Origin of the sequence: Pseudomonas sp. MWU318 (genome assembly GCF_016756945.1) — a bacterium.
GTDB lineage: Bacteria > Pseudomonadota > Gammaproteobacteria > Pseudomonadales > Pseudomonadaceae > Aquipseudomonas > Aquipseudomonas putida_A.
In genome coordinates this window covers 643,310-664,258 of sequence record NZ_JAESJL010000002.1, presented here as the reverse complement: position 1 = coordinate 664,258, position 20,949 = coordinate 643,310, and the positions used below count along the sequence as shown (strand labels likewise).

Genomic DNA, 20,949 nt, shown 5'->3' with positions numbered 1-20,949 from the left:
CCCACAGGCCTGCGGAACATGCCTGTGGGATCGTTTCAGCGCTGAGCCTTACTTGATGCGTTGACCCGGCTTGGCGCCGCTGTCCGGGCTCAGCAGGTAGATTTCTTCACCGCCAGGGCCGGCTGCCATCACCATGCCTTCGGAAATACCGAACTTCATTTTCCGTGGTTTGAGGTTGGCAATCATCATGGTCAGGCGACCGTCGAGTTTCGACGGATCCGGGTAGGCGCTCTTGATTCCGGAGAATACGTTGCGCTGCTCGTCACCGATGTCCAGGGTCAGGCGCAGCAGCTTGTCGGCACCTTCCACGTGTTCAGCCTTGACGATCAAAGCCACGCGCAGGTCGACAGCAGCAAAGGTGTCGAAGTCGATTTCCGGCGACAGCGGATCCTTGGCCAGTTCGCCGTTGCCCGCAGGCGCGGCAGCGCCGGTGTCGGTCTGGCTGGCGGTCAGGTCTTCTTTCGAGGCGTCGGTCATGGCTTGCACTTTTACCGGGTCGATGCGGGTCATCAACGGCTTGAATTCATTGAGCTGATGGTTGGCCAGCAGCGTGGTGTGGTCGTTCCAGGTCAGCGGAGCGACGTTGAGGAACGCCTCGGCGTCGGCAGCCAGCAATGGCAGCACCGGTTTGAGGAAGATCACCAACTGGCGGAACAGGTTGATGCCGGTGGCGCAGATCGCCTGGACCTCATCCTGCTTGCCTTCCTGCTTGTTCAACGACCATGGGGCCTTGTCGGCGATCCAGGCGTTGGCGCGGTCGGCCAGGGCCATTGTTTCACGCATGGCGCGGGCGAAGTCGCGCGCTTCATAGGCGTCAGCAATGCTTGGCGCAGCGGCGAGGAACGCTTCGGTCAGCTCTGGCGCGGCATTGTTGTCGACCAGCAGGCCGCCATTGCCTTTGTGGATGAAACCGGCGCATCGGCTGGCGATGTTGACCACTTTACCGACCAGGTCGGAGTTGACCTTCTGCACGAAGTCTTCGAGGTTCAGGTCGAGGTCATCGACGCCACGGCCCAGTTTGGCCGCGTAGTAGTAGCGCAGGTATTCCGGCGACAGGTGATCGAGATAGGTGCGGGCCTTGATGAAAGTGCCACGGGACTTGGACATCTTCTGGCCGTTGACGGTCAGGTAGCCGTGCACGTTGATCCCGGTCGGCTTGCGGAAGCCGGCGCCTTCGAGCATGGCGGGCCAGAACAGGGCGTGGAAGTTGACGATGTCCTTGCCGATGAAGTGGTACAGCTCGGCGGTCGAGTCCTTGCCCCAGAACGCGTCGAAGTCCAGCTCCGGCGTGCGGTCGCAGAGGTTCTTGAAGCTGGCCATGTAGCCGATCGGCGCGTCCAGCCACACATAGAAATACTTGCCCGGCTCGCCCGGGATCTCGAAACCGAAGTACGGCGCATCGCGGGAGATGTCCCACTGCTGCAGGCCGGCGTCCAGCCACTCGGCGATCTTGTTGGCCACGGCGTCCTGCAGGGTGCCGCTGCGGGTCCAGGTCTGCAGCATCTGCTGGAAGTCTGGCAGTTTGAAGAAGAAGTGCTGGGAATCCTTGAGCACCGGAGTGGCGCCGGAGATCGCCGACTTCGGATCCTTCAGATCGGTTGGCGCGTAGGTCGCACCGCATTTTTCGCAGTTGTCGCCGTACTGGTCTTCAGTGCCGCATTTCGGGCAGGTGCCCTTGATGAAGCGGTCGGCCAGGAACATTTTCTTTTCCGGATCGAAATACTGGGTGATCGAGCGCTGGGCAATGTGCCCGGCGTCACGCAGCTTCAGATAGATCTGGCTCGACAGCTCACGGTTTTCTTCGGCGTGAGTGGAGTGGAAGTTGTCAAAGTCGACCAGGAACTCGGCAAAGTCGGCGCTGTGTTCAGCCTGCACGTTGGCGATCAGTTGTTCCGGGGTGATGCCTTCCTTTTCCGCGCGCAGCATGATCGCCGAACCGTGGGCGTCGTCGGCGCAGACATAGATGCATTGATTGCCGCGATGCTTCTGGAAGCGCACCCACATATCGGTCTGGATGTATTCCAGCATGTGGCCAAGGTGAATCGAACCGTTGGCGTAGGGCAGGGCGCTGGTGACGAGGATCTTGCGTGGTTCGGACATGTGGGGCTTCGCTACTTGATGAAACGGAGGTCGGCCACTATAAAGCGCTGGCGCATATTTTTCACCCTGTGCACCTGTTTCATTGGATGAGCAGACAGAAAAGATCGCAGCCTGCGGCAGCTCCTACAGTTGTACGCCGATCTCCTGTAGGAGCTGCCGAAGGCTGCGATCTTTTCAGGTACGATACTCATCATTTTTCCCAGTCTTGTTATCGGAGTTGCCCATGAGTGCCGTCACTCGCGCAGCGGTGGAAGCCGTCCTCAGCCAATACACCGACCCCTACCTGAACCAGGACCCGGTCAGCGCCGGTTGCGTGAAGCGCATCGAGATCGATGGCGACCGCGTCAAGGTTCAACTGGAAATCGGCTACGCTGCCGGTCTGTTCAAGAGCGGCTGGGCTCAGTTGCTGCAACTGGCCATCGAAAACCTCGATGGGGTGACGATCGCCAAGGTCGAGGTCAACAGCGTGATCGCCGCGCACAAGGCCCAAGCCCAGATCCCGGGGCTGGCCAACGTCAAGAATGTGGTCGCCGTGGCTTCGGGCAAGGGCGGTGTGGGCAAGTCGACCACGGCGGCCAACCTCGCGCTGGCGCTGGCCCGTGAAGGCGCCAAGGTGGGGATTCTCGACGCCGACATCTATGGCCCGAGCCAGGGCATCATGTTCGGCATCCCCGAGCGCACCCGCCCCGAGGTCAAGGATCAGAAGTGGTTCGTGCCGCTCAAGGCCCACGGTGTTGAAGTCATGTCGATGGCGTTCCTGACCGACGACAACACGCCGATGGTCTGGCGCGGGCCGATGGTCTCCGGCGCACTGCTGCAACTGGTTACGCAAACCGCGTGGGGCGACCTGGATTATCTGGTCATCGACATGCCGCCAGGCACCGGCGACATCCAGCTGACCCTGGCGCAAAAAGTCCCGGTGGCCGGTGCGGTGATCGTCACCACGCCGCAGGATCTGGCGCTGCTGGACGCGCGCAAAGGCGTGGAAATGTTCCGCAAGGTCAACATTCCGGTGCTGGGTGTGGTGGAAAACATGGCGGTGCACATCTGCTCGAACTGCGGACATGCCGAGCATCTGTTCGGTGAGGGCGGTGGCGAGAAGCTGGCGACCCAATATGGCGTCGAACTGCTGGCCTCGCTGCCGCTGTCGATGCTGATCCGCGAGCAGGCCGATGGCGGCAAGCCAACGGTGATCGCCGAACCGGACAGCCAGATTGCCATGGTCTATCAGGAACTGGCCCGCCACGTCGGCGCGCGCATTGTGTTGCAGGAAGCGGCGACGCCGGCGATGCCTAATATCAGCATCAGTGACGATTGATCAGCGTCGTCCATTAAAAGATCGCAGCCTGCGGCAGCTCCTACACAAAAACTCTTTGTAGGAGTTGCCGCAGGCTGCGATCTTTTGATCTTGCTTTAGATCCGCAACCCTCCATCCATCTCCAGAATCCGCCCGGTGTAGTAGTCGTTCTCGAAGATATACGCCGCCGAATGGGCGATCTCTTCCGGCTTGCCCATGCGCTTGAGCGGGATGCCCGAGGTCATCTTCTCCAACGCTTCCGGCTTCATGCCCAGGGTCATCTCGGTTTCGATGAACCCCGGCGCAATGCCTGCCACGCGAATGCCGTAGCGCGCCAGCTCCTTGGCCCAGGTCACAGTGGCTGCGGCCACGCCAGCCTTGGCGGCAGAGTAGTTGGTCTGGCCGACGTTACCGGCACGGGAGATCGAAGAAATATTGATGATCGCGCCGCTGTTCTTCAGCTCGACCATTTTCGCCGCCACTTCACGGGTACAGAGGAACACGCCGGTCAGGTTGACGTCGATCACTGCCTGCCACTGGGCCAGGCTCATCTTGGTCATTTCGCCGTCCTTGACCTTGAGCAGCAGGCCGTCACGCAGGATCCCGGCGTTGTTGATCAGGCCATGGATCGCGCCGAAATCTTCGGCGACCTGCGCGACCATGTGCTCGACCTGTTCTTCATTGGCCACGTTGCACAGATAGCTGCGCGCCTCGACGCCCTTGGCCTTGCAGGCTGCGACCGCGTCGTCGAGTTTTTCCTGATTGAGGTCGACCAGCGCGAGCTTCGCGCCTTTGCCGGCGAAATACTCGGCCATGGAACGGCCCAAACCCTGGCAACCGCCGGTGATAATGATTACTTTGTCGTTGAGTTGCATTCGCATGCCCCGATAGCCGGTCTGAGTGGTTTTTGTTATTGGCGACGCTCGATCCGTACCGGTTATGGCCAGACTGCACATGAGCATTGCCCGATGGCGTGACCGGGACTTATCCCCAGGCGCCTGTCCGTTTTTTCGACGGATTCTATTTAAGGAGTCATAAATTGAGCGTTGAAGCGGCCAAGAATGCCCGAGAATTGCTTCTCAAGGAATACCGTGGCGTATTGTCCACCCACTCCAAATCGATGCCCGGTTTCCCGTTCGGCTCAGTGGTGCCGTATTGCCTGGACGAGCAGGGCCGTCCGCTGATCCTGATCAGCCGCATCGCCCAGCACACCCACAACCTGCAGAAAGATCCGAAGTGTTCGCTGCTGGTGGGCGAGCGCGAAGCCGACGACGTGCAGGCCGTTGGTCGCCTGACCTGTCTGGCCGAAGCGCAGAAGCTCGAAGACCCGGCTGCCATCGAAGCCGCCGCCGAACGTTACTACCGGTATTTCCCCGACTCGCAGAACTATCACAAGGCCCACGATTTTGATTTCTGGGTGCTCAACCCGGTGCGTCATCGCTACATCGGCGGTTTCGGCGCGATTCACTGGATCGATCAGCTGACCCTGGCGAACCCGTTTGCCGGCAAGGCGGAAATCAGCATGGTCGAGCACATGAATAGCGATCACGCCAAAGCCATCACCCATTACGTTGAGCTGACCGGCCTGCCGAAAACCGTACCGGCGCAACTGGCCGGAATCGACAGTGAAGGCATGCACTTGCGCATCGGTCAGGCGTTGTACTGGCTGCCGTTTCCAGCGCCTTGTCATACGCCGATACAAGTGCGCGAAGCCTTGGTTTCTCTGGCTCACGCCGAGGTCTGGCCAAAAAATGCGGTGGCTGATGCTTGAATTCACGAAAGGGCGACGTCATCTAAGGCTTACTGCAAGGCATTTCTTGCGTTGAGGAATCTTTGATGCGCCCTTTTTTGTTGCTCTTTCTGCTGTTTCCGGTGCTGGAGCTGTTCGTATTCGTCAAAGTGGCAGGGGCGATCGGGTTTTTCCCGGCCCTGCTGCTGATCATTCTCGGCTCGATGTTCGGCGTGTTCGTGCTGCGCATCGCCGGTCTGGCCACGGCACTGCGTGCCCGTGAAAGCCTGAATCGCGGTGAGTTGCCCGCACAGACCATGCTTGAAGGCTTGATGCTCGCCTTGGCCGGTGGCCTGTTGATCCTGCCGGGCTTCATCAGCGACGTGGTCGGTCTGGTGATGCTGCTGCCGTTCACCCGTCGCCTGCTGGCCAATAAAATGCGTCAGCGCGCCGAAGAACAGGCGATGCGTCAGCGGGCCTTCGCCGACGACCTGCAACCCCGCGGCGGTCCTGCACCGCGCCAGCCTCTGGGCCGCGAGGGTGATGTGATCGAAGGCGAGTTCGAACATCGCGACAGCAAGTAACCCCTGCATCGACACGGCACCTTCGGGTGCCGTTTGTTTATGCGCGGCATTCAAGGGGCAAATGATGAAAAATTTTCTGCCCCCGCCCTTGTAATCAGCTTGTGCGCCCTTATGTATCGGTCACCGAAAGGTTTCCGGCATTCAAGCCGGACAGACTTCCGCGGTTTGCTCGACGAACCGCAACCGGCGCAGGCCGGATTTGTTAAACCCGCCGGGACTACACCGGCCGATGAAAACCACAATTAGGAGAGATCGACAATGAAGCTTCGTCCTCTGCATGACCGCGTCGTCATCCGTCGCAGCGAAGAAGAAAAGAAAACCGCTGGCGGTATCGTCCTGCCAGGTTCGGCTGCTGAAAAAGCCAACCACGGTGTGATTCTCGCTGTAGGCCCGGGCAAGGCTCTGGAAAACGGTGAAGTGCGTGCACTGTCCGTGAAGGAAGGCGACAAGGTTGTGTTCGGTCCTTACTCCGGCAGCAACACTGTGAAAGTCGACGGCGAAGACCTGCTGGTAATGAGCGAGAACGAAATCCTCGCTGTTATCGAAGGCTGATACCCCCCGTTCATTTTCCCGTTACTACAAAGTATTTAAGGAATATCGATCATGGCTGCTAAAGAAGTTAAGTTCGGCGATGCCGCTCGCTCCAAGATGCTCAAAGGCGTCAACGTTCTGGCTGACGCGGTAAAAGCGACCCTGGGCCCGAAAGGCCGTAACGTGATTCTCGAGAAGAGCTTCGGCGCTCCGACCATCACCAAGGACGGCGTTTCCGTCGCCAAGGAAATCGAACTCGAAGATCGCTTCGAAAACATGGGCGCGCAGCTGGTCAAAGACGTTGCCTCCCGTGCCAACGATGACGCAGGTGACGGTACTACCACCGCTACCGTTCTGGCTCAATCGATCGTCAACGAAGGCCTGAAAGCCGTCGCTGCCGGCATGAACCCGATGGACCTGAAGCGCGGTATCGACAAAGCGACCATCGCCATCGTCAAAGAGCTGAAAGCCCTGTCCAAGCCATGCGCTGACACCAAGGCTATCGCTCAGGTAGGTACCATCTCCGCCAACTCCGACAACTCCATCGGCGACATCATTGCCGAAGCCATGGAAAAAGTCGGTAAAGAAGGCGTGATCACCGTTGAAGAAGGCTCGGGCCTGGAAAACGAACTGTCGGTTGTAGAAGGCATGCAGTTCGACCGTGGCTACCTGTCCCCGTACTTCGTCAACAAGCCGGACACCATGGTTGCCGAGCTCGACGGCCCGCTGATCCTGCTGGTCGACAAAAAGATCTCGAACATCCGCGAAATGCTGCCAGTGCTGGAAGCCGTTGCCAAAGCCGGCCGTCCACTGCTGATCGTTGCCGAAGACGTTGAAGGCGAAGCCCTGGCGACTCTGGTCGTGAACAACATGCGTGGCATCGTCAAGGTTGCAGCCGTCAAGGCTCCAGGCTTCGGCGACCGTCGCAAGGCCATGCTGCAGGACATCGCCGTTCTGACCGGCGGTACCGTGATCTCCGAAGAGATCGGCCTGAGCCTGGAAAGCACCACCCTGGAGCACCTGGGTAACGCCAAGCGCGTAACCCTGTCCAAGGAAAACACCATCATCGTTGACGGTGCTGGCGTACAAGGCGACATCGAAGCCCGTATCGCTCAGATCCGCGCCCAGGTTGCCGAAACTTCCTCGGACTACGACCGTGAAAAACTGCAAGAGCGTCTGGCCAAGCTGTCCGGCGGCGTTGCAGTGATCAAGGTTGGCGCTGGTTCCGAAGTTGAAATGAAAGAGAAGAAGGCCCGCGTTGAAGACGCCCTGCACGCAACCCGTGCAGCCGTTGAAGAAGGCGTGGTACCTGGCGGTGGCGTTGCGCTGATCCGTGCTCTGGAAGCCCTGACCGAACTGACCGGCGACAACGCTGACCAGAACGTCGGTATCGCTGTGCTGCGTCGCGCTGTTGAAGCGCCGCTGCGCCAGATCGCTGCCAACTCCGGCGACGAGCCAAGCGTAGTCGTCAACGAAGTGAAGAACGGCAAAGGTAACTTCGGTTACAACGCTGCTTCGGGCGAATACGGCGACATGATCGAAATGGGCATCCTGGACCCAACCAAGGTAACCCGTTCGGCTCTGCAAGCTGCAGCCTCGATCGGCGGTCTGATCCTGACCACCGAAGCGGCTGTTGCTGATGCACCGAAGAAAGAAGGCTCGGCTGGCGGCGGTATGCCAGACATGGGCGGCATGGGTGGCATGGGCGGCATGATGTAAGCCAGCCTTACCCCCTGTAACGAAAAACCCCGCCTGCGATGAGCAGGCGGGGTTTTTTATTGCCTTCGATTTGTTGTTGGCGCTATACCGAGGTGGGGCCATCCCTGGCAAGCCAGCTCCCACAGGTTTAGCGCAATCCGTGTGGGAGCTGGCTTGCCAGCGATGGCGTCAGAGCAGTCGACACAAAGCTTGACTGACCTGACCTGAACCCCCGTCGGTTACTGTTCGCTGACCTGGACAGTGCTGTCCTTCGCCGGCTTCCAGCTCAGCAACTGCTGTTTGAAGCCATAACTGGCCGCCTGGTAATACGCAATGGCCCGGCTGACCAGCGGATCGTCGCTGCTGACCCGCGACTCGCGGCTTTCGGTCAATGCATCATCATGCCGGCGCAAGCCCTGGCGTGGGCTGAGGATCGCCAGATCCTTGCCGTCGAACAGGCCCAGATGCTGGTAGTTGCCGACCACCACGCGCGGTGGCAGCGGGTTGTCCTGCAACAGGTTGCGACCGAAGAACGTCGAGGTGTAATCCAGGTTGAGCAAGCCCAGCAGAGTTGGCGCCAGATCGATCTGACTGGCCAGTTGCGCGCTCTCGCGAGCTTCGATCATTTTCGGCGCGTAGATGAACAGCGGAATCTGATAGTTGCTGATCGGCAAGTCTTCCTTGCCGGCGCTGCCCGCGGTGTGGTCGGCGACGAAGATGAAGATGGTGTTGTCGAACCACGGTTTCTGCCGCGCCTGCTCCAGGAACTGACCAATCGCATAGTCGGTGTACTTCACCGCACCATCACGACCGTTTCCGGATTTGATGTCGATCCGGTTGTCGGGGTAGGTGTAAGGGCGATGGTTGGAGGTGGTCATCAGTTGCAGCAGAAACGGCTGCTGTTTGGCGTAGTCGGCATCCGCCAGTTTCAGGGTCTGACGATACAGATCTTCGTCGGCCATGCCCCAGGCGTTCTTGAAGTGGATCTCGGCTTCATCGACGCTGCTCTGGTCGACGACGCGATAGCCGTTGCCGCTGAAGAACGCGTTCATGTTGTCGAAGTAGCCGCGTCCGCCGTAGACGAACACGCTGTCGTAACCCACCGCGCTCAGTTGCTGGCCAAGGCTGGCGAAACCGCTTTCACGGCCGATGCGTTTGACGATCGAGCGGCCTGGCGTCGGCGGGATGGCCAGGGTGATCGCTTCCAGACCGCGGTCGGTGCGGGTGCCGGTGGCGTAGAAGTTGTTGAAGTACAGGCTCTGCTTGCGCAAGGCGTCGAGGTTTGGCGTCAGGTTGCGACCGTCGCCATTGCTGCCCAGGTACTTGGCGCTCAGGCTTTCGATGGTCACCAGCACAATGTTCGACTTGCGCGGGGTGCCCGGGTTGTCGATCACCCGGCGGATGTCCTGGGGATCCTTGCCGATGAAACGCGCGTCGCTTTCGCTCAGCTCGGCGCGGATCTGGCTGGCGACTTTTTCCGCCGGCAGGCTCTTGTAGAACTGGGTGTAGTCGAGTTCATTGTTACGGAACGCGGCGAAGAACTGATACGGGCCGTTGCTGGCCAGTTCGTTCTGGTAGGCGTTGCCGCCCTGGGCACGTGGGGCGTCCTGGCTGAGCAGTTGCAGGCTCAGACCCGCGACGATCAACAGGCCCAAGGCACTGAGCAGACGCCCGCGCAGCGCTGGCAGCGGGGCATTCATGGCAGCATTGAACGGCTTGCCCAAGGCAAAGCTGATCCCCACGGCCAGTACCGCGAGGAGGCTCAGCAGTTTGCCGATCGGGTACGACTCGAGGACGTTGTTCAGCACTTCGTCCGAGTACACCAGGTAATCGACGGCGATGAAGTTGAAGCGCACGCCGAACTCGTCCCAGAACAGCCATTCAGCCACCGCCACGAACAGCATGGCGAACAGGCTGATGGTCAGCAGGGCGCGCAGGAACCCGCGATGCCCACGACGACGCCACAGGCCCGGCGGGCAGAGCAGCAGGTACAAGCCCATCGGCAATGCCGCATAGGCCAGGAAACCCAGGTCGTACAGCGCGCCGATGCCGAACACCGACAGGGCGAAGCCGCCGGCCTCATCCAGGTGAGTCAGCAGCAGTACCGCTCGAGTCAGAAGAAAGATGACCAGCCAGGCACCGGTGATGAGCAGCAGAAAGCGCATGGGCGCAGTCTTGAAAGGGTCCATTGTCTCGTTTTCCTTATATCAATGGCGCGCGAGTGTCACGGCGCCACTGTAATCAGGTTGTGAATCCATAGTGAAAACTTTGTTAAATATTTAATTTGGTTAGGCAAATGGATCGGCGTGCCTGCCGGCCCTAGCCCTGAAACGGCGTTGGCCTTAAGCTGCGCGGGCCATGACGGCCGTAACTGTGTACGGAGGAGATGCCAATGCGAATTCTATTGGTCGAAGACAACCGCGATATTCTGGCCAACCTGGCCGATTACCTGGGGCTCAAAGGCTATACCGTCGATTGCGCCCAGGACGGCTTGTCGGGCCTGCATCTGGCTGCCACCGAGCATTACGACCTGATCGTGCTCGATATCATGCTGCCGGGGATCGACGGCTACACCCTGTGCAAGCGCCTGCGTGAAGACGCCCGACGCGATACGCCGGTGATCATGCTCACCGCCCGCGATCAACTGGACGACCGGCTGCAGGGCTTCAAGTCCGGGGCTGATGATTACCTGGTCAAACCGTTTGCCCTGTCGGAACTGGCGGCACGCATCGAAGCCGTGATGCGTCGCACCCAGGGCGGCGGCCGTCGTGCGCTGCAGGTCGGTGACCTGACCTACGACCTCGACACGCTGGAAGTGACCCGCGAGGGCAAGCTGCTCAAGCTCAACCCGGTCGGGCTGAAGCTGCTGGCAGTCTTGATGCAGAAGAGTCCGCACGTCCTGCGTCGGGAAATTCTCGAAGAAGCGCTGTGGGGCGATGACTGCCCGGACAGCGACAGCCTGCGCAGCCACGTCCACCAATTGCGTCAGGTGATCGACAAGCCATTTGCCAAGCCGTTGCTGCAAACCGTGCACGGCGTGGGTTACCGCCTGGCCGAGGGGCGTGATGGAGTTTAAGCAAAGCCTTTCCCAGCGGATCATCATCGCCTTTGCGCTGATGAGTGCGCTGGTGGCCGGGGCCTTCGCCATGGGCATCGTGGCGACGGTGCACCTGGTGGAGGAGAAACTGATTTCGGCGGGGCTGGGTGGCGATCTGCAGCGTCTGCTGCTGATGGACAACGTCTCGGACTGGAGCCATCGCCCGGAACCGGACCAGTTGTTCTATTTCAGCGGCGGACCGGGTGATTTCGAGCTGCCCAAGGATCTGCGTCACCTCGATGCGGGGTTCCACGAAGTGTTTCGCGAGCAGCTGTCGTATCACGCGATGGTCGAGATCGTCGACGGTCGCCGCTACGTGCTGCTGCAGGATCAAAGCGATTTCGAAGAGCGTGAGCGCGTGCTGTTTGCCGTGGTGCTGGTGGGTTTTGTGCTCAGTCTGGCGCTGGCGGTATTCCTCGGCTGGGTGCTGGCGCGCAAGGTCATGGCGCCGGTGGTGCGCCTGGCACGGCAAGTGCGCCACCGCGACCAGTTGCTCGGTCTGGCGCCGCCACTGGCGCCGGACTATGCGGCTGACGAAGTCGGCGAACTGGCCGTGGCGTTCGATGCCACGCTCGGCCGTCTGCGTCAGGCCCTCACGCGCGAACGGCTGTTCACCAGCGATGTCAGCCACGAACTGCGCACGCCGTTAATGGTGCTGGCCAGTTCCTGCGAACTGCTGCTGGAAAATCCGGGGCTGGATCAACGCGGTCGTGCCCAGGTCGAGCGCATCGCCCGCGCCAGCGAAGAAATGCGTGAACTGGTGCAGACCTTCCTGATGCTCGCCCGCGCCCAGCGTGAAGACGCCGGTTCGGCACCGCAGCAGAACATCAGCCAGGTGGCCGATGGCTTGTTGAGTATCTGGCGTGAACCGATCGAATCGAAAGGCCTGCGGCTGATGTTCGAGCCGGGCAATCCGCCGGACACTCGCTTCAACGCGACTCTGCTCAGCGCGGTCATGGGCAATTTGCTGCGCAACGCCTGCCACTACACCGAGCAGGGCTTCATCCGCCTGACGCTCAACGACAATGGATTCGTCGTCGAGGACTCGGGCGTCGGCATTCCCGAGGAAAAACGCGAGGCCATGTTCCAGCCCTTCGTGCGCGGCAATGAGAAGCGCGGCGAAGGCCTGGGCCTGGGCTTGTCGCTGGTGCAGCGGATCTGCGAGAACCAGGGCTGGGAGGTGACGTTGAGCACCATGCAGCCCAATGGCTGCCGCTTTGAGGTGACGCTGGGCCGTGCTGACGGTCGCTGATGGCCCCGCGCTATTGCTTTCTCCCTGTAAAACCCTGTAATAGTTTGCCGGTTTACCTGACGTAATTTTCACAAAGGGACGACCTGACGCTGACATGCCACTACCTATGGTAGGGGCATCAGTTATTCAGGAGTCCTGAAAATGAGCAGACCGATCAAGCTCGATTTTTCCGAAAAGTATGATGACCAGCATGCACAAAAATATTTGCGCAAGCACCAGGACGGTTTAGGTCGTCGGTTGTCACATTGGCGGGACGAGCAACTGGCCCGCAAGGCGTTGACGCTGGCGGGCGAGCCGGGGCTGGTTCTGGATCTGCCGTGTGGTGCAGGGCGTTTCTGGCCGTTGCTGGCGGAAAAACCCAATCGGGTGATCATTGGCGCGGACAATTCCGAGTCTATGATCAAGACCGCGATGCAGGCGCAACCGGCTGATGTGGTGAAACGGGTACAACCTTTGCACACGTCAGCGTTCGACATTGCCTTGCCGGATAACGCCGTCGACAGCATTTTCTGCATGCGTTTGCTGCATCACATCGGTGAAGCCGAACATCGGCGGACGATTTTGCGCGAATTCGAGCGTGTCACCCGTGACAGCGTCATCATTTCGTTGTGGGTAGACGGTAATTTCAAGGCCTGGAAACGCAAGCGCGCCGAACAGCGGCGTGGGCAGGAAGGTTACCAGAACCGGTTTGTGTTACCGGCTGTGACAGTAGAAAAAGAGTTCGAAGACGCAGGTTTTCGCATTCAGGAACAACTGGACTTCATTCCGCTCTATGCCATGTGGCGGGTTTACGTATTACGCAAGAGGTAACAGGATGGCGGTGCAAATAGCAGCAGAAACGGAAGTCGCTCCCCAGGATCGCTTCGACTACTACTGGAACCAGCGCGGTGAATGGGTGGAAGAACCCAACGTGCGCCGTGGCGGGGAAAGTGGTGTGCAACGAGTCGTGGGCCGCGACGGCCAGTTGCTGTATGCCAAGCGCCAGACCGGACATATCTATCGCAGTTGGCTGCATCCTTTCGGCCGGCCGACAGTCTTGCGAGAGCTGGATGCCCTGACCGGTGTCAGCCGCCTCGGTGTACGCGTCCCGCAAATCGTCTTCTGCGGCGCGCAGCCGGATCCGCAATACAAGTGGCGTGCGCTGCTGGTGACCAAGTCGCTGGACGGTTTCGACGAACTGGAGAAGTGGGAAGCTGCCGGCGGCCGTGCCCAATATGGCGAAGCCGTTTACGAGCGCGTCCTCAAAGACCTGGCCGAAAACCTCGCGCGCATGCACAAGGGCCGTTGGCAGCACAGCTGCATCTATATCAAACACGTTTTTGTACGGGTGACCGGCGAAGGTGATTCGGCCCAGGTCGAAGTGGCATTGATCGATCTGGAGAAATGCCGCCAGCGCCTGACTGCTTATCGCGCGGCCGCCCATGACATGAAGCAATTGCGTCGCCATTCGTCGTTCAGCGACACGGACTGGAAAAAACTCGTCTACTTTTATGAGACGGCGTTTGGCAGCGCTATCAAAGGTTTATAGCGATGAAACTCGAAATTGCACGAGGTTTGTTTTTGGTTGGAGCCTTGGCAGTTGCTTCATTGGCGGTGGCGGCCTGGGAGCAGCCCCGCATGCAGGTGATCGGTGCTACCACAGGCGATGCTCACTGCGCAGTACCACGGGTGGCGAAAGCCTCCGTGGCGACTAAACCTGACCATGATCTGTTGTTGTTCATGTTCGGACTTTCTCAAGGGATGAGGCCACAGAGTTGAACCGATTGAAGCCAAAATGAAAGGCCTCGCAGATGCGAGGCCTTTTTTTATGAATCAACGAAATCCCTCTGTAGGAGCTGCCGAAGGCTGCGATCTTTTGATCTTGGCTTTTAAAAACAAAATCAAAAGATCGCAGCCTTCGGCAGCTCCTACAGGGACAGGGACAGGGACAGGGACAGGGACAGGGACAGGGACAGGGACAGGGACAGGGACAGGGACAGGGTCATGATTTGGGATCGGGCTTTGCCAGCAGCGTGTAGATGCATGGCAGCACGAACAGCGTGAACAACGTGCCGATCGACATCCCCGTGGCAATCACCATCCCGATATCGAACCGGCTCACGGCGCCCGCGCCGGTCGCCAGAATCAACGGCACCATGCCGAACACCATCGCCGCCGTGGTCATCAATACCGGGCGCAAACGAATCGCCGCGGCTTCCTCGACCGCTTCGCGCGCGGTCAGGCCCTTGTCCTTGCGCAATTGGTTGGCGAATTCGACGATCAGGATCCCGTGCTTGCTGATCAGCCCGATCAGGGTTACCAGTCCGACCTGGGTGTAGATGTTCATGCTCGACCAGCCAAGGAACAGCGGAATCAACGCACCGCAGATCGACAGCGGCACCGTCACCAGAATCACCAGCGGATCACGGAAGCTCTCGAACTGCGCCGCCAGCACCAGGAAAATGATCGCCAGCGCCAGGGCGAAGGTTACCCACAGAGCGCTGCCTTCCTGCACGTACTGGCGCGAGGCGCCGCCATAGTCGAAGGCAAACCCGGCTGGCGCTTCCTCCCGGGCGATCTGCAGCACGGTGTCGATGGCTTCGCCCATGCTGACCAGTGGGAATCCGGAAATCTTCGCCGCGTTGAGTTGCTGGAACTGGTTGAGCTGGCGCGGTCGCGCCCGGTCGCTGACCTTGATCAGGGTCGACAGCGGCAGCAGCTCGCCCTGGGTGTTCTTCACGTAGTAGTTGTTCAGCCAGCCGGGGTTTTCGCGGTACGGTCGCTCGACCTGGGCAATCACTTTGTAACTGCGGCCTTCGATGGTGAAACGGTTGATTTCCGCCTCACCCAGCAGCGTCGCCAGGGTTCCACCGAGGTCCTGCATCGACACGCCCATCTGCGCGGCTTTGGCACGGTCGATATCGACCACCACTTCCGGCTTGTCGAACGCTAGATCGAGGTCGACGAAGGCGAACTTGCCGGACTCCATGGCGCGTTTCTTGATCCGGTCGGCCACTTGCAGCAGCAATTCGTAGTCGTTGGCGGTATTGACCACGAATTCGAACGGCAAACCTTCACCGGTGCCGGGCAAGGAGGGCAGGTTGAAACCGAAAATCTGCAGGCCGGGGATACTCGCCAGTTTGCCTTGCACCTCGGGCAGGATCTGCATCTGCGTGCGGCTGCGCTCGTTCCATGGCTTGAGCAGGAAGCCGCCGATGCCCGCCTGCACGCCGTTGTAGCCGTTGATCTGGAACGAGGAGTAGTACTCCGGAAACTCCTTGAAGATCTTGATGAATTCGTCGGTGTAAGTGCTCAGGTAATCGAGGTTGGTCGGCTGGGGGGCCGTGGCCATCATGAAGATGATGCCCTGATCCTCATCCGGTGCCAGTTCCGACTTGGTGAACTTGAGAAACACCGGGATCAGGCACAGCACGATCACCGCGAACACCAGCACCACCGGCCGCGTATTCAGTGTGCCGTGGAGCATGCTCTGGTAGCGGCGTTTGAGGCTGTCGAAAATGCGGTCGAGGCGGTGCGCCAGGCCACTGGGGTTTTCTTCGTGGCGCAACAGCAGGGCGCACATCATCGGCGACAGGGTCAGGGCAACGATCCCGGAGATCACCACGGCGCCGGCCAGGGTCAGGGCGAACTCCTTGAACAAGGCCCCGGTCAGTCCAGTGAGGAAGCCGATCGGCGCATACACCGCCGCCAGAGTGATGGTCATCGACACCACCGGCATGGCGATTTCCCGCGCACCTTCCAGCGCGGCCTCCAGCGGCGTCTTGCCTTCCTCGATGTGTCGGTGAATGTTCTCCACCACCACAATCGCGTCATCCACCACCAGACCGATGGCCAGCACCATCGCCAACAGGGTCAGCAGGTTGATCGAGTAGCCCATCATCTGCATGAAGAACATCACGCCGATCATCGACAGCGGGATGGTCACCACCGGGATCACCACCGAGCGCAACGCGCCGAGGAACAGGAACACCACCACAATCACGATCAGCACCGCTTCGAACAGGGTTTTCACCACTTCGTCGATCGAGGCCTGGATGAACTGGGTGGCGTCGTAGGCAATCTCGCTTTTGAGGTTGGGCGGCAATTGCGCTTCCAGCTCCGGCATCAGCTTGCGTACTTCGCGGATCACGTCCAGCGGGTTGGCCCCGGGCGTGGCCTTGATGCCGATATACACCGACGGCGTGCCACCGAACGAGCTGATCGAATCGTAGTTTTCCGCGCCCATCTCGACCCGCGCGACATCGCTGAGCAGTACGCGGCTGTCGCCACTGACCATGAGCGGAATCGCCGCGAAGGCTTCGGCGGACTTCAGTTCGGTGTTGGCGTTGATGCTGGTGACCACGTACTCGCCCTTCACCTCGCCAGCGGCGGAGAGGAAGTTGTACTGGCGCACCGCGTTGGTCACGTCGCTGGCGCTGAGGCCGAAACCGGCGAGCTTCACCGGGTCGAGCCACAGGCGCATGGCGAATACCTGATTGCCGAGAATCTCCGCCTCGGCCATGCCCGGCAGGGTCGCCAGTTTCGGCTGGATCACCCGCGACAGGTAGTCGGTGATCTGCGGGTTGCTCAAGTCCTTGCTGAAGAAACTGATGTACATCAGCGCCGAGGCGTCGGCCGATTCCTTGCTCAGCACCGGGTCTTCGGCGTCCTGTGGCAGCTTGTTCTTGACCTCGTTGGCCTTGGCCAGCAGTTCGGTGAACAAACGGTCGGTGTTGGAACCGATGCGCGCGTAGATCGAGATCACCGAGAAGTTCTGGCGACTGACCGAGGTCATGTAGTCGATGCCCTCGGCGCTGGCCAGGCTTTGCTGCATCGGCTGGGTGATGTAGCCCTGAATGGTCTCGGCGTTGGCCCCGGGGTAGGCGGTGGTCACCGTGATCAGGGCGTTTTCCATTTGCGGGTACTGGCGCAGCGGCAGCTTGCTCCAGGCCTGGAAACCCAGCAGCACAATCAGCAGGCTGACCACGGTGGCGAGCACCGGGCGGCGGATGAACGGATCGGTAAAAGCCATGGGGGTTCCTTGATCAGTCGGCGCGAGGCGGACTGTTCTGCTCGCCGAGGGTCTTGTCGTCGCTGATGGCAATGTGTGCGCCGTTGTCCAGTTTGATCTGGCCGGCAGTCACCACTTGTTCGCCGCTCTGCACGCCCTTGTTGATCATCACCAGGCCATCGCGGCGCTCACCGGTCTCGATGAAACGGCGCTCGGCGATCAGTACCGGCTGGCCCTTGTCGTCTTTTTCGACGCTGCCGTCCTCGGCCTTTTTCTGCCCGACCACGTACAGCGAGTTGCCGTAGAGGGTGTAGGTGATCGCGCTTTCCGGCACCACGATGTGTTTCTGCGGGTCAGGCAGCAACACGTTGAGGCTGGCGAACATCCCCGGCAGCAATTTGCCGTCGGGGTTGGCCAGGGTCGCGCGCACCAGAATATTGCGCGTGGTGCTCTCGACAATCGGGTTGATCGCGCTGATGGCGCCGGGGAAGTTCTGTCCGGGATAGGCTGCGACACCGATCTGCACCGGTTGCCCGATGGCCAGTTTTGGCACCGATTGCTCCGGCACATAGAAATCGGCGTAGAGGCTGCTCAGATCCTGCAGGGTGGCGATTTTGGTGCCACTGGCGAGGTAGTCGCCGACATCCACCTGACGGATGCCGATGGTGCCGCTGAACGGCGCAAGGATGCGTTTTTTCGCCAGCGAGGCGTTGAGCTGATTGACCGTGGCCTTGTTCTTTTGCAACACGGCGGAGAGCCGGTCGTACTCGCCTTTGGAGATCGCGCGGCTGTCGACCAGTTGGCTGCCGCGACCGAAATCCAGTTGCGCCAGTCCCAGGTCAGCCTTGGCGGTTTCCAGCAGGGCGGTTTCGACCGCGCTGTCGAGTTGCAGCAGTGGCTGCCCGGCCTTGACCTTCTGTCCGGATTCGAATTTGAGTTCGGTGACGGTGCCGGCGACTTCCAGACTCAGCTCGACGCCTTGCAAGGCCTTCAGCGAGCCGACGGTGGGCAAACGCATCTGCCACGGCTTTTCGCTGGCGCGGGCCACGGCGACGCTGATCGGCGGTTTTGGTTTGGAGAAGCCCTGGATCATGGTGTAGATCGAAAAGGCTTTGTACCCGCCCAATACCAGGACGACCAGCAAGACAACACCCAACATGATCAGCATGCGGCGACGCAGCATATTTCCAGTTCCTTGGATAAATCAGGTGAGACAGGCGGGCACATTACTCCGAGTACAGGGGGGATTCCAACTGGCAGTTATTACAGTGAGGACGGAGTGAGGAAGTCTAAACACTGAACCTGTGGTGAGGGGATTCATCCCCGATGGGTGGCGAAGCCGCCCCAAAACCTGAAACCGCGGTCTGTCAATTGAACCGTGTGCGATGGTTTTGCGACTGCTGCGCAGCCGATCGGGGATAAATCCCCTCGCCACAGGTTATGAGTCGTACTCAGAACAGGTGGGTTATGCGATCAGGTGCAGATGGTTATCCCAGAGCCCCGCCGGCAATTCCAGCGGTTTGGCCAGCAGCTCATCCTGGCGGCAATCGTAGTAGCGGCAGCGGCCCTGACCCGAGGTCACGACGAAACCGTCCTGCACCGCACCAACACCGGCGCAATCGGGCAGCGGCGCGTCGAGGCGCACTTCGCCGCTGTCCAGGTCCCAGATGAAGAAGCGATTGCCGCGCGGCGCGGTCAGCGCCACCAGCCGCAGTTCGCTGTGCACTGCGACGCTGGCGGTGTAATGCCCCATCGACTGCAACTGATGCTCTGGCACCGGGAATGCCACGAAGGGCTGGCCCGGACGCTTGATCGCCAACAGCTCGGAGCGCTCATGCGAGGCGCCCATGAACTGCTGACCGGCGACGATGGTGCCGTCGCTGGCGATGCCCAAGTGACGCACGCTGTTCATCTGCTGGGAAAGGGTTTCCTTGCTCAGCAGGGTACCGTCGCGCTGCATCAGCACCAGGCTCGGTTCCATGGCGTTGAGGTTCATGTCGACGCGGCTTTCGGCCTCGGTGCGGATCCCGCCGTTGGCCACCACCAGGGTTTCGCCATCGGGCATCCACGACACCTGATGCGGGCCGAGGCCATGGGTGGAAATCTCGCCGCTGTGCACCAGCCGCTCGCCTTCGAACTTGTACACCCCAAGCAGGCCACGCCCCGGATCAGTGGTGTCGTTCTCGGTGGCGTACAGGTATTCGCCGTCCTTGTGCACCACGGCGTGGCCGTAGAAATGCCGGTTCGGCTGCGACGTCACGGTTTGCAGCAACGTCCCGTCGCGCAGGTCGATCAGGTAGCTCTCGGTGCCCGGGCGGCGGGCGACGAACAGCGCGATCGGCAGCGTCGGGTGGTTGATGATGTCGTGGCAGCGCTGGCCGACCTCGGTGGCGAACACTCGCGTACCGTCCAGCCGATAACCGACGGCGTAATGCTTGCCGTCGGTGTCATCGCGCGCCGAGAGCAACAGCGGGCTCTGATCCTTGCGCTTGAACAGCGTCCAGCCGCCCAGTGTCACTGCTCCCAGCAGCAAACTACCTAAAGTCAGAGCCTGGCGTCGCAGCATGGCACTTGCCCTCATCAGTCACCGTCGTTGGCGTTGAAGCCCAGTTGGATGCCCAGCGCCTTGGCCAGTTCGCCTTCGTGCAGGCGATGGACGACGTTGAGGCTGTCGTAGAGATCGTTGAGTTGTTGACGACCGGCGTCGTCCTGGAGCATTTCGGTCAGCGAGCGCTGGCTGCTGTCGAACAGTTTCAGCGACGCGGCGTAAGCGGCGTCGATCTTGTCCGCCAACGGTTTCTGCTCGGCCGGCAGCAGACCGCGCAGGCCTTTGTTGTCGACGCCTTCCCAGACGGTTTTGGCTGCAGCGAGGCTGGCTTCCAGCGCGGTCAGCGACGACTGGCTGCGCCAGGCATCAGCCTGGAACGGCTGCGGCACGCCTTTGCTCTGACGGCCCATCGGCGTGCCGAGTTTTTTCTTCAGGGTGTCGAGGGCGGTGACCTGCACACGCAGCAGATCGGCGATCGCTTCGTGGGAGTCGGCATAGCGCTGGTTGGGGAATTTGCTCATTTGCGCGAGCATGCCGTCGGTGTTGTTCCAGCTCTGCAGAATCTCTTCGGCCAGTTGTTTCTGACGCTCGCCGATGGCGATCAGCAGTGGGCAATACTTGGCTTTCTGCTCAGCGTTGGCGACGTCCGGTTTTTCATCGAACAGGATGTATTCGTAAGCCGACAGGCCCTGCACCACCACGCTGGATTTGGCCAGTGCGGCGGCGTCGATCTGCGGCTGGGCGATCACCAGTTGCTCGACCTGACGGCCGACGAGGTTTTTCTTGTCCGGCCAGAACTGCACCTGCCACGAACGGTTGCCCTCGGCCAATGGGCCGATCAGCAGCGGTTGCAGCTCGGCCCAGGCTTTCTGCGCGTGCAGGAAGTCGGCGCGAGCGGTTTCCAGGGTTTCCTTGCCTTGGCAGTAGGCGAGGGCGCTGACCGCCAGTTGCTTGTCGGCTTCGACCCAACGGGTGTAAGTCGGCAGGATCACCGATTTGGCGATGGCCGCCGACGTGACCGCTTGCTGGTCCTGCGGCGAGCAGGCGCCGAGGGCGAGTGCGGCAAGGCTGGTGAACAACAACTTGGGACGGAACATGTCGGGCTCCCGATTCTTTTAAGTGT

17 protein-coding genes are annotated in these 20,949 nt (G+C 60.5%); 10 read left to right on the top strand and 7 right to left on the bottom strand.

Features of this window, described 5'->3' with window-relative positions; translation table 11 throughout:
* Positions 1-48 precede the first annotated feature (48 nt).
* Positions 49-2,100, bottom strand: a complete 2,052-nt coding sequence (gene metG / locus JN524_RS06995) for a methionine--tRNA ligase (protein WP_108183666.1) — start codon at positions 2,098-2,100, stop codon at positions 49-51.
* Between the two features lie 223 nt (positions 2,101-2,323).
* On the opposite strand from metG, the gene apbC reads away from it, so the two are divergent.
* Positions 2,324-3,418: an iron-sulfur cluster carrier protein ApbC gene (gene apbC / locus JN524_RS06990; RefSeq protein ID WP_202368915.1), complete on the top strand. Its 1,095-nt coding sequence runs from the start codon at positions 2,324-2,326 to the stop codon at positions 3,416-3,418.
* A 95-nt stretch (positions 3,419-3,513) separates the two neighbouring features.
* Here apbC and JN524_RS06985 read toward each other — a convergent pair whose 3' ends face one another.
* Positions 3,514-4,272 carry an SDR family oxidoreductase gene (locus JN524_RS06985; RefSeq protein ID WP_016773416.1) on the bottom strand — a complete coding sequence of 253 codons (759 nt, stop codon included), beginning with the start codon at positions 4,270-4,272 and terminating at the stop codon, positions 3,514-3,516.
* Between the two features lie 164 nt (positions 4,273-4,436).
* On the opposite strand from JN524_RS06985, the gene JN524_RS06980 reads away from it, so the two are divergent.
* The 4 genes from JN524_RS06980 to groL all read left to right on the top strand — a co-directional run bounded on the left by JN524_RS06980 (position 4,437) and on the right by groL (position 7,960).
* Complete coding sequence (locus tag JN524_RS06980; protein ID WP_202368914.1) at positions 4,437-5,168, top strand: HugZ family pyridoxamine 5'-phosphate oxidase; 732 nt, start codon at positions 4,437-4,439, stop codon at positions 5,166-5,168.
* Positions 5,169-5,233: 65 nt separating this feature from the next.
* Entirely contained in the window at positions 5,234-5,710 is a 477-nt protein-coding gene (locus JN524_RS06975) for an FxsA family protein (protein ID WP_202368913.1), read from the top strand.
* A 258-nt stretch (positions 5,711-5,968) separates the two neighbouring features.
* Positions 5,969-6,262 carry a co-chaperone GroES gene (locus JN524_RS06970; protein WP_007916610.1) on the top strand — a complete coding sequence of 98 codons (294 nt, stop codon included), beginning with the start codon at positions 5,969-5,971 and terminating at the stop codon, positions 6,260-6,262.
* Between the two features lie 51 nt (positions 6,263-6,313).
* The gene (gene groL / locus JN524_RS06965) at positions 6,314-7,960 is read left to right on the top strand and encodes a chaperonin GroEL (protein ID WP_007964008.1); all 1,647 of its coding nucleotides are present in this window, start codon (positions 6,314-6,316) and stop codon (positions 7,958-7,960) included.
* A gap of 218 nt (positions 7,961-8,178) precedes the next feature.
* Here the strand turns inward: groL and JN524_RS06960 are convergent, their stop codons facing one another.
* Positions 8,179-10,128 carry an LTA synthase family protein gene (locus tag JN524_RS06960; RefSeq protein WP_202368912.1) on the bottom strand — a complete coding sequence of 650 codons (1,950 nt, stop codon included), beginning with the start codon at positions 10,126-10,128 and terminating at the stop codon, positions 8,179-8,181.
* Positions 10,129-10,331: 203 nt separating this feature from the next.
* Between JN524_RS06960 and colR the strand changes: the two genes are divergently transcribed.
* The 5 genes from colR (at position 10,332) to JN524_RS06935 (ending at position 14,046) form a co-directional block, all read left to right on the top strand.
* Positions 10,332-11,015 (top strand): two-component system response regulator ColR, encoded by a 684-nt coding sequence (colR, locus tag JN524_RS06955; RefSeq protein WP_007964011.1) that lies wholly within the window; start codon positions 10,332-10,334, stop codon positions 11,013-11,015.
* Positions 11,005-12,288 carry a sensor histidine kinase gene (locus JN524_RS06950; RefSeq protein WP_098965347.1) on the top strand — a complete coding sequence of 428 codons (1,284 nt, stop codon included), beginning with the start codon at positions 11,005-11,007 and terminating at the stop codon, positions 12,286-12,288. Before colR ends, JN524_RS06950 begins: the two co-directional genes overlap by 11 nt.
* 141 nt (positions 12,289-12,429) lie before the next feature.
* Complete coding sequence (locus tag JN524_RS06945) at positions 12,430-13,098, top strand: class I SAM-dependent methyltransferase (protein WP_202368911.1); 669 nt, start codon at positions 12,430-12,432, stop codon at positions 13,096-13,098.
* A 4-nt stretch (positions 13,099-13,102) separates the two neighbouring features.
* Positions 13,103-13,816, top strand: coding sequence for a lipopolysaccharide kinase InaA family protein (locus JN524_RS06940; RefSeq protein ID WP_202368910.1), 714 nt, complete (start codon positions 13,103-13,105; stop codon positions 13,814-13,816).
* Positions 13,817-13,818: 2 nt separating this feature from the next.
* Entirely contained in the window at positions 13,819-14,046 is a 228-nt protein-coding gene (locus JN524_RS06935; protein WP_025111684.1) for a hypothetical protein, read from the top strand.
* A gap of 223 nt (positions 14,047-14,269) precedes the next feature.
* On the opposite strand, the gene JN524_RS06930 is transcribed toward JN524_RS06935, so the two are convergent.
* From JN524_RS06930 to JN524_RS06915, 4 genes are all read right to left on the bottom strand, one after another.
* Positions 14,270-17,299 carry a multidrug efflux RND transporter permease subunit gene (locus JN524_RS06930; RefSeq protein ID WP_202368909.1) on the bottom strand — a complete coding sequence of 1,010 codons (3,030 nt, stop codon included), beginning with the start codon at positions 17,297-17,299 and terminating at the stop codon, positions 14,270-14,272.
* 13 nt (positions 17,300-17,312) lie between these two features.
* Positions 17,313-18,461 carry an efflux RND transporter periplasmic adaptor subunit gene (locus JN524_RS06925; RefSeq protein WP_202368908.1) on the bottom strand — a complete coding sequence of 383 codons (1,149 nt, stop codon included), beginning with the start codon at positions 18,459-18,461 and terminating at the stop codon, positions 17,313-17,315.
* A gap of 282 nt (positions 18,462-18,743) precedes the next feature.
* Positions 18,744-19,844 (bottom strand): DUF1513 domain-containing protein, encoded by a 1,101-nt coding sequence (locus JN524_RS06920; RefSeq protein ID WP_202368907.1) that lies wholly within the window; start codon positions 19,842-19,844, stop codon positions 18,744-18,746.
* Positions 19,845-19,858: 14 nt separating this feature from the next.
* On the bottom strand, positions 19,859-20,923 hold the full coding sequence (locus tag JN524_RS06915) for an imelysin family protein (protein ID WP_202368906.1): 1,065 nt from the start codon (positions 20,921-20,923) through the stop codon (positions 19,859-19,861).
* Positions 20,924-20,949 lie beyond the last annotated feature (26 nt).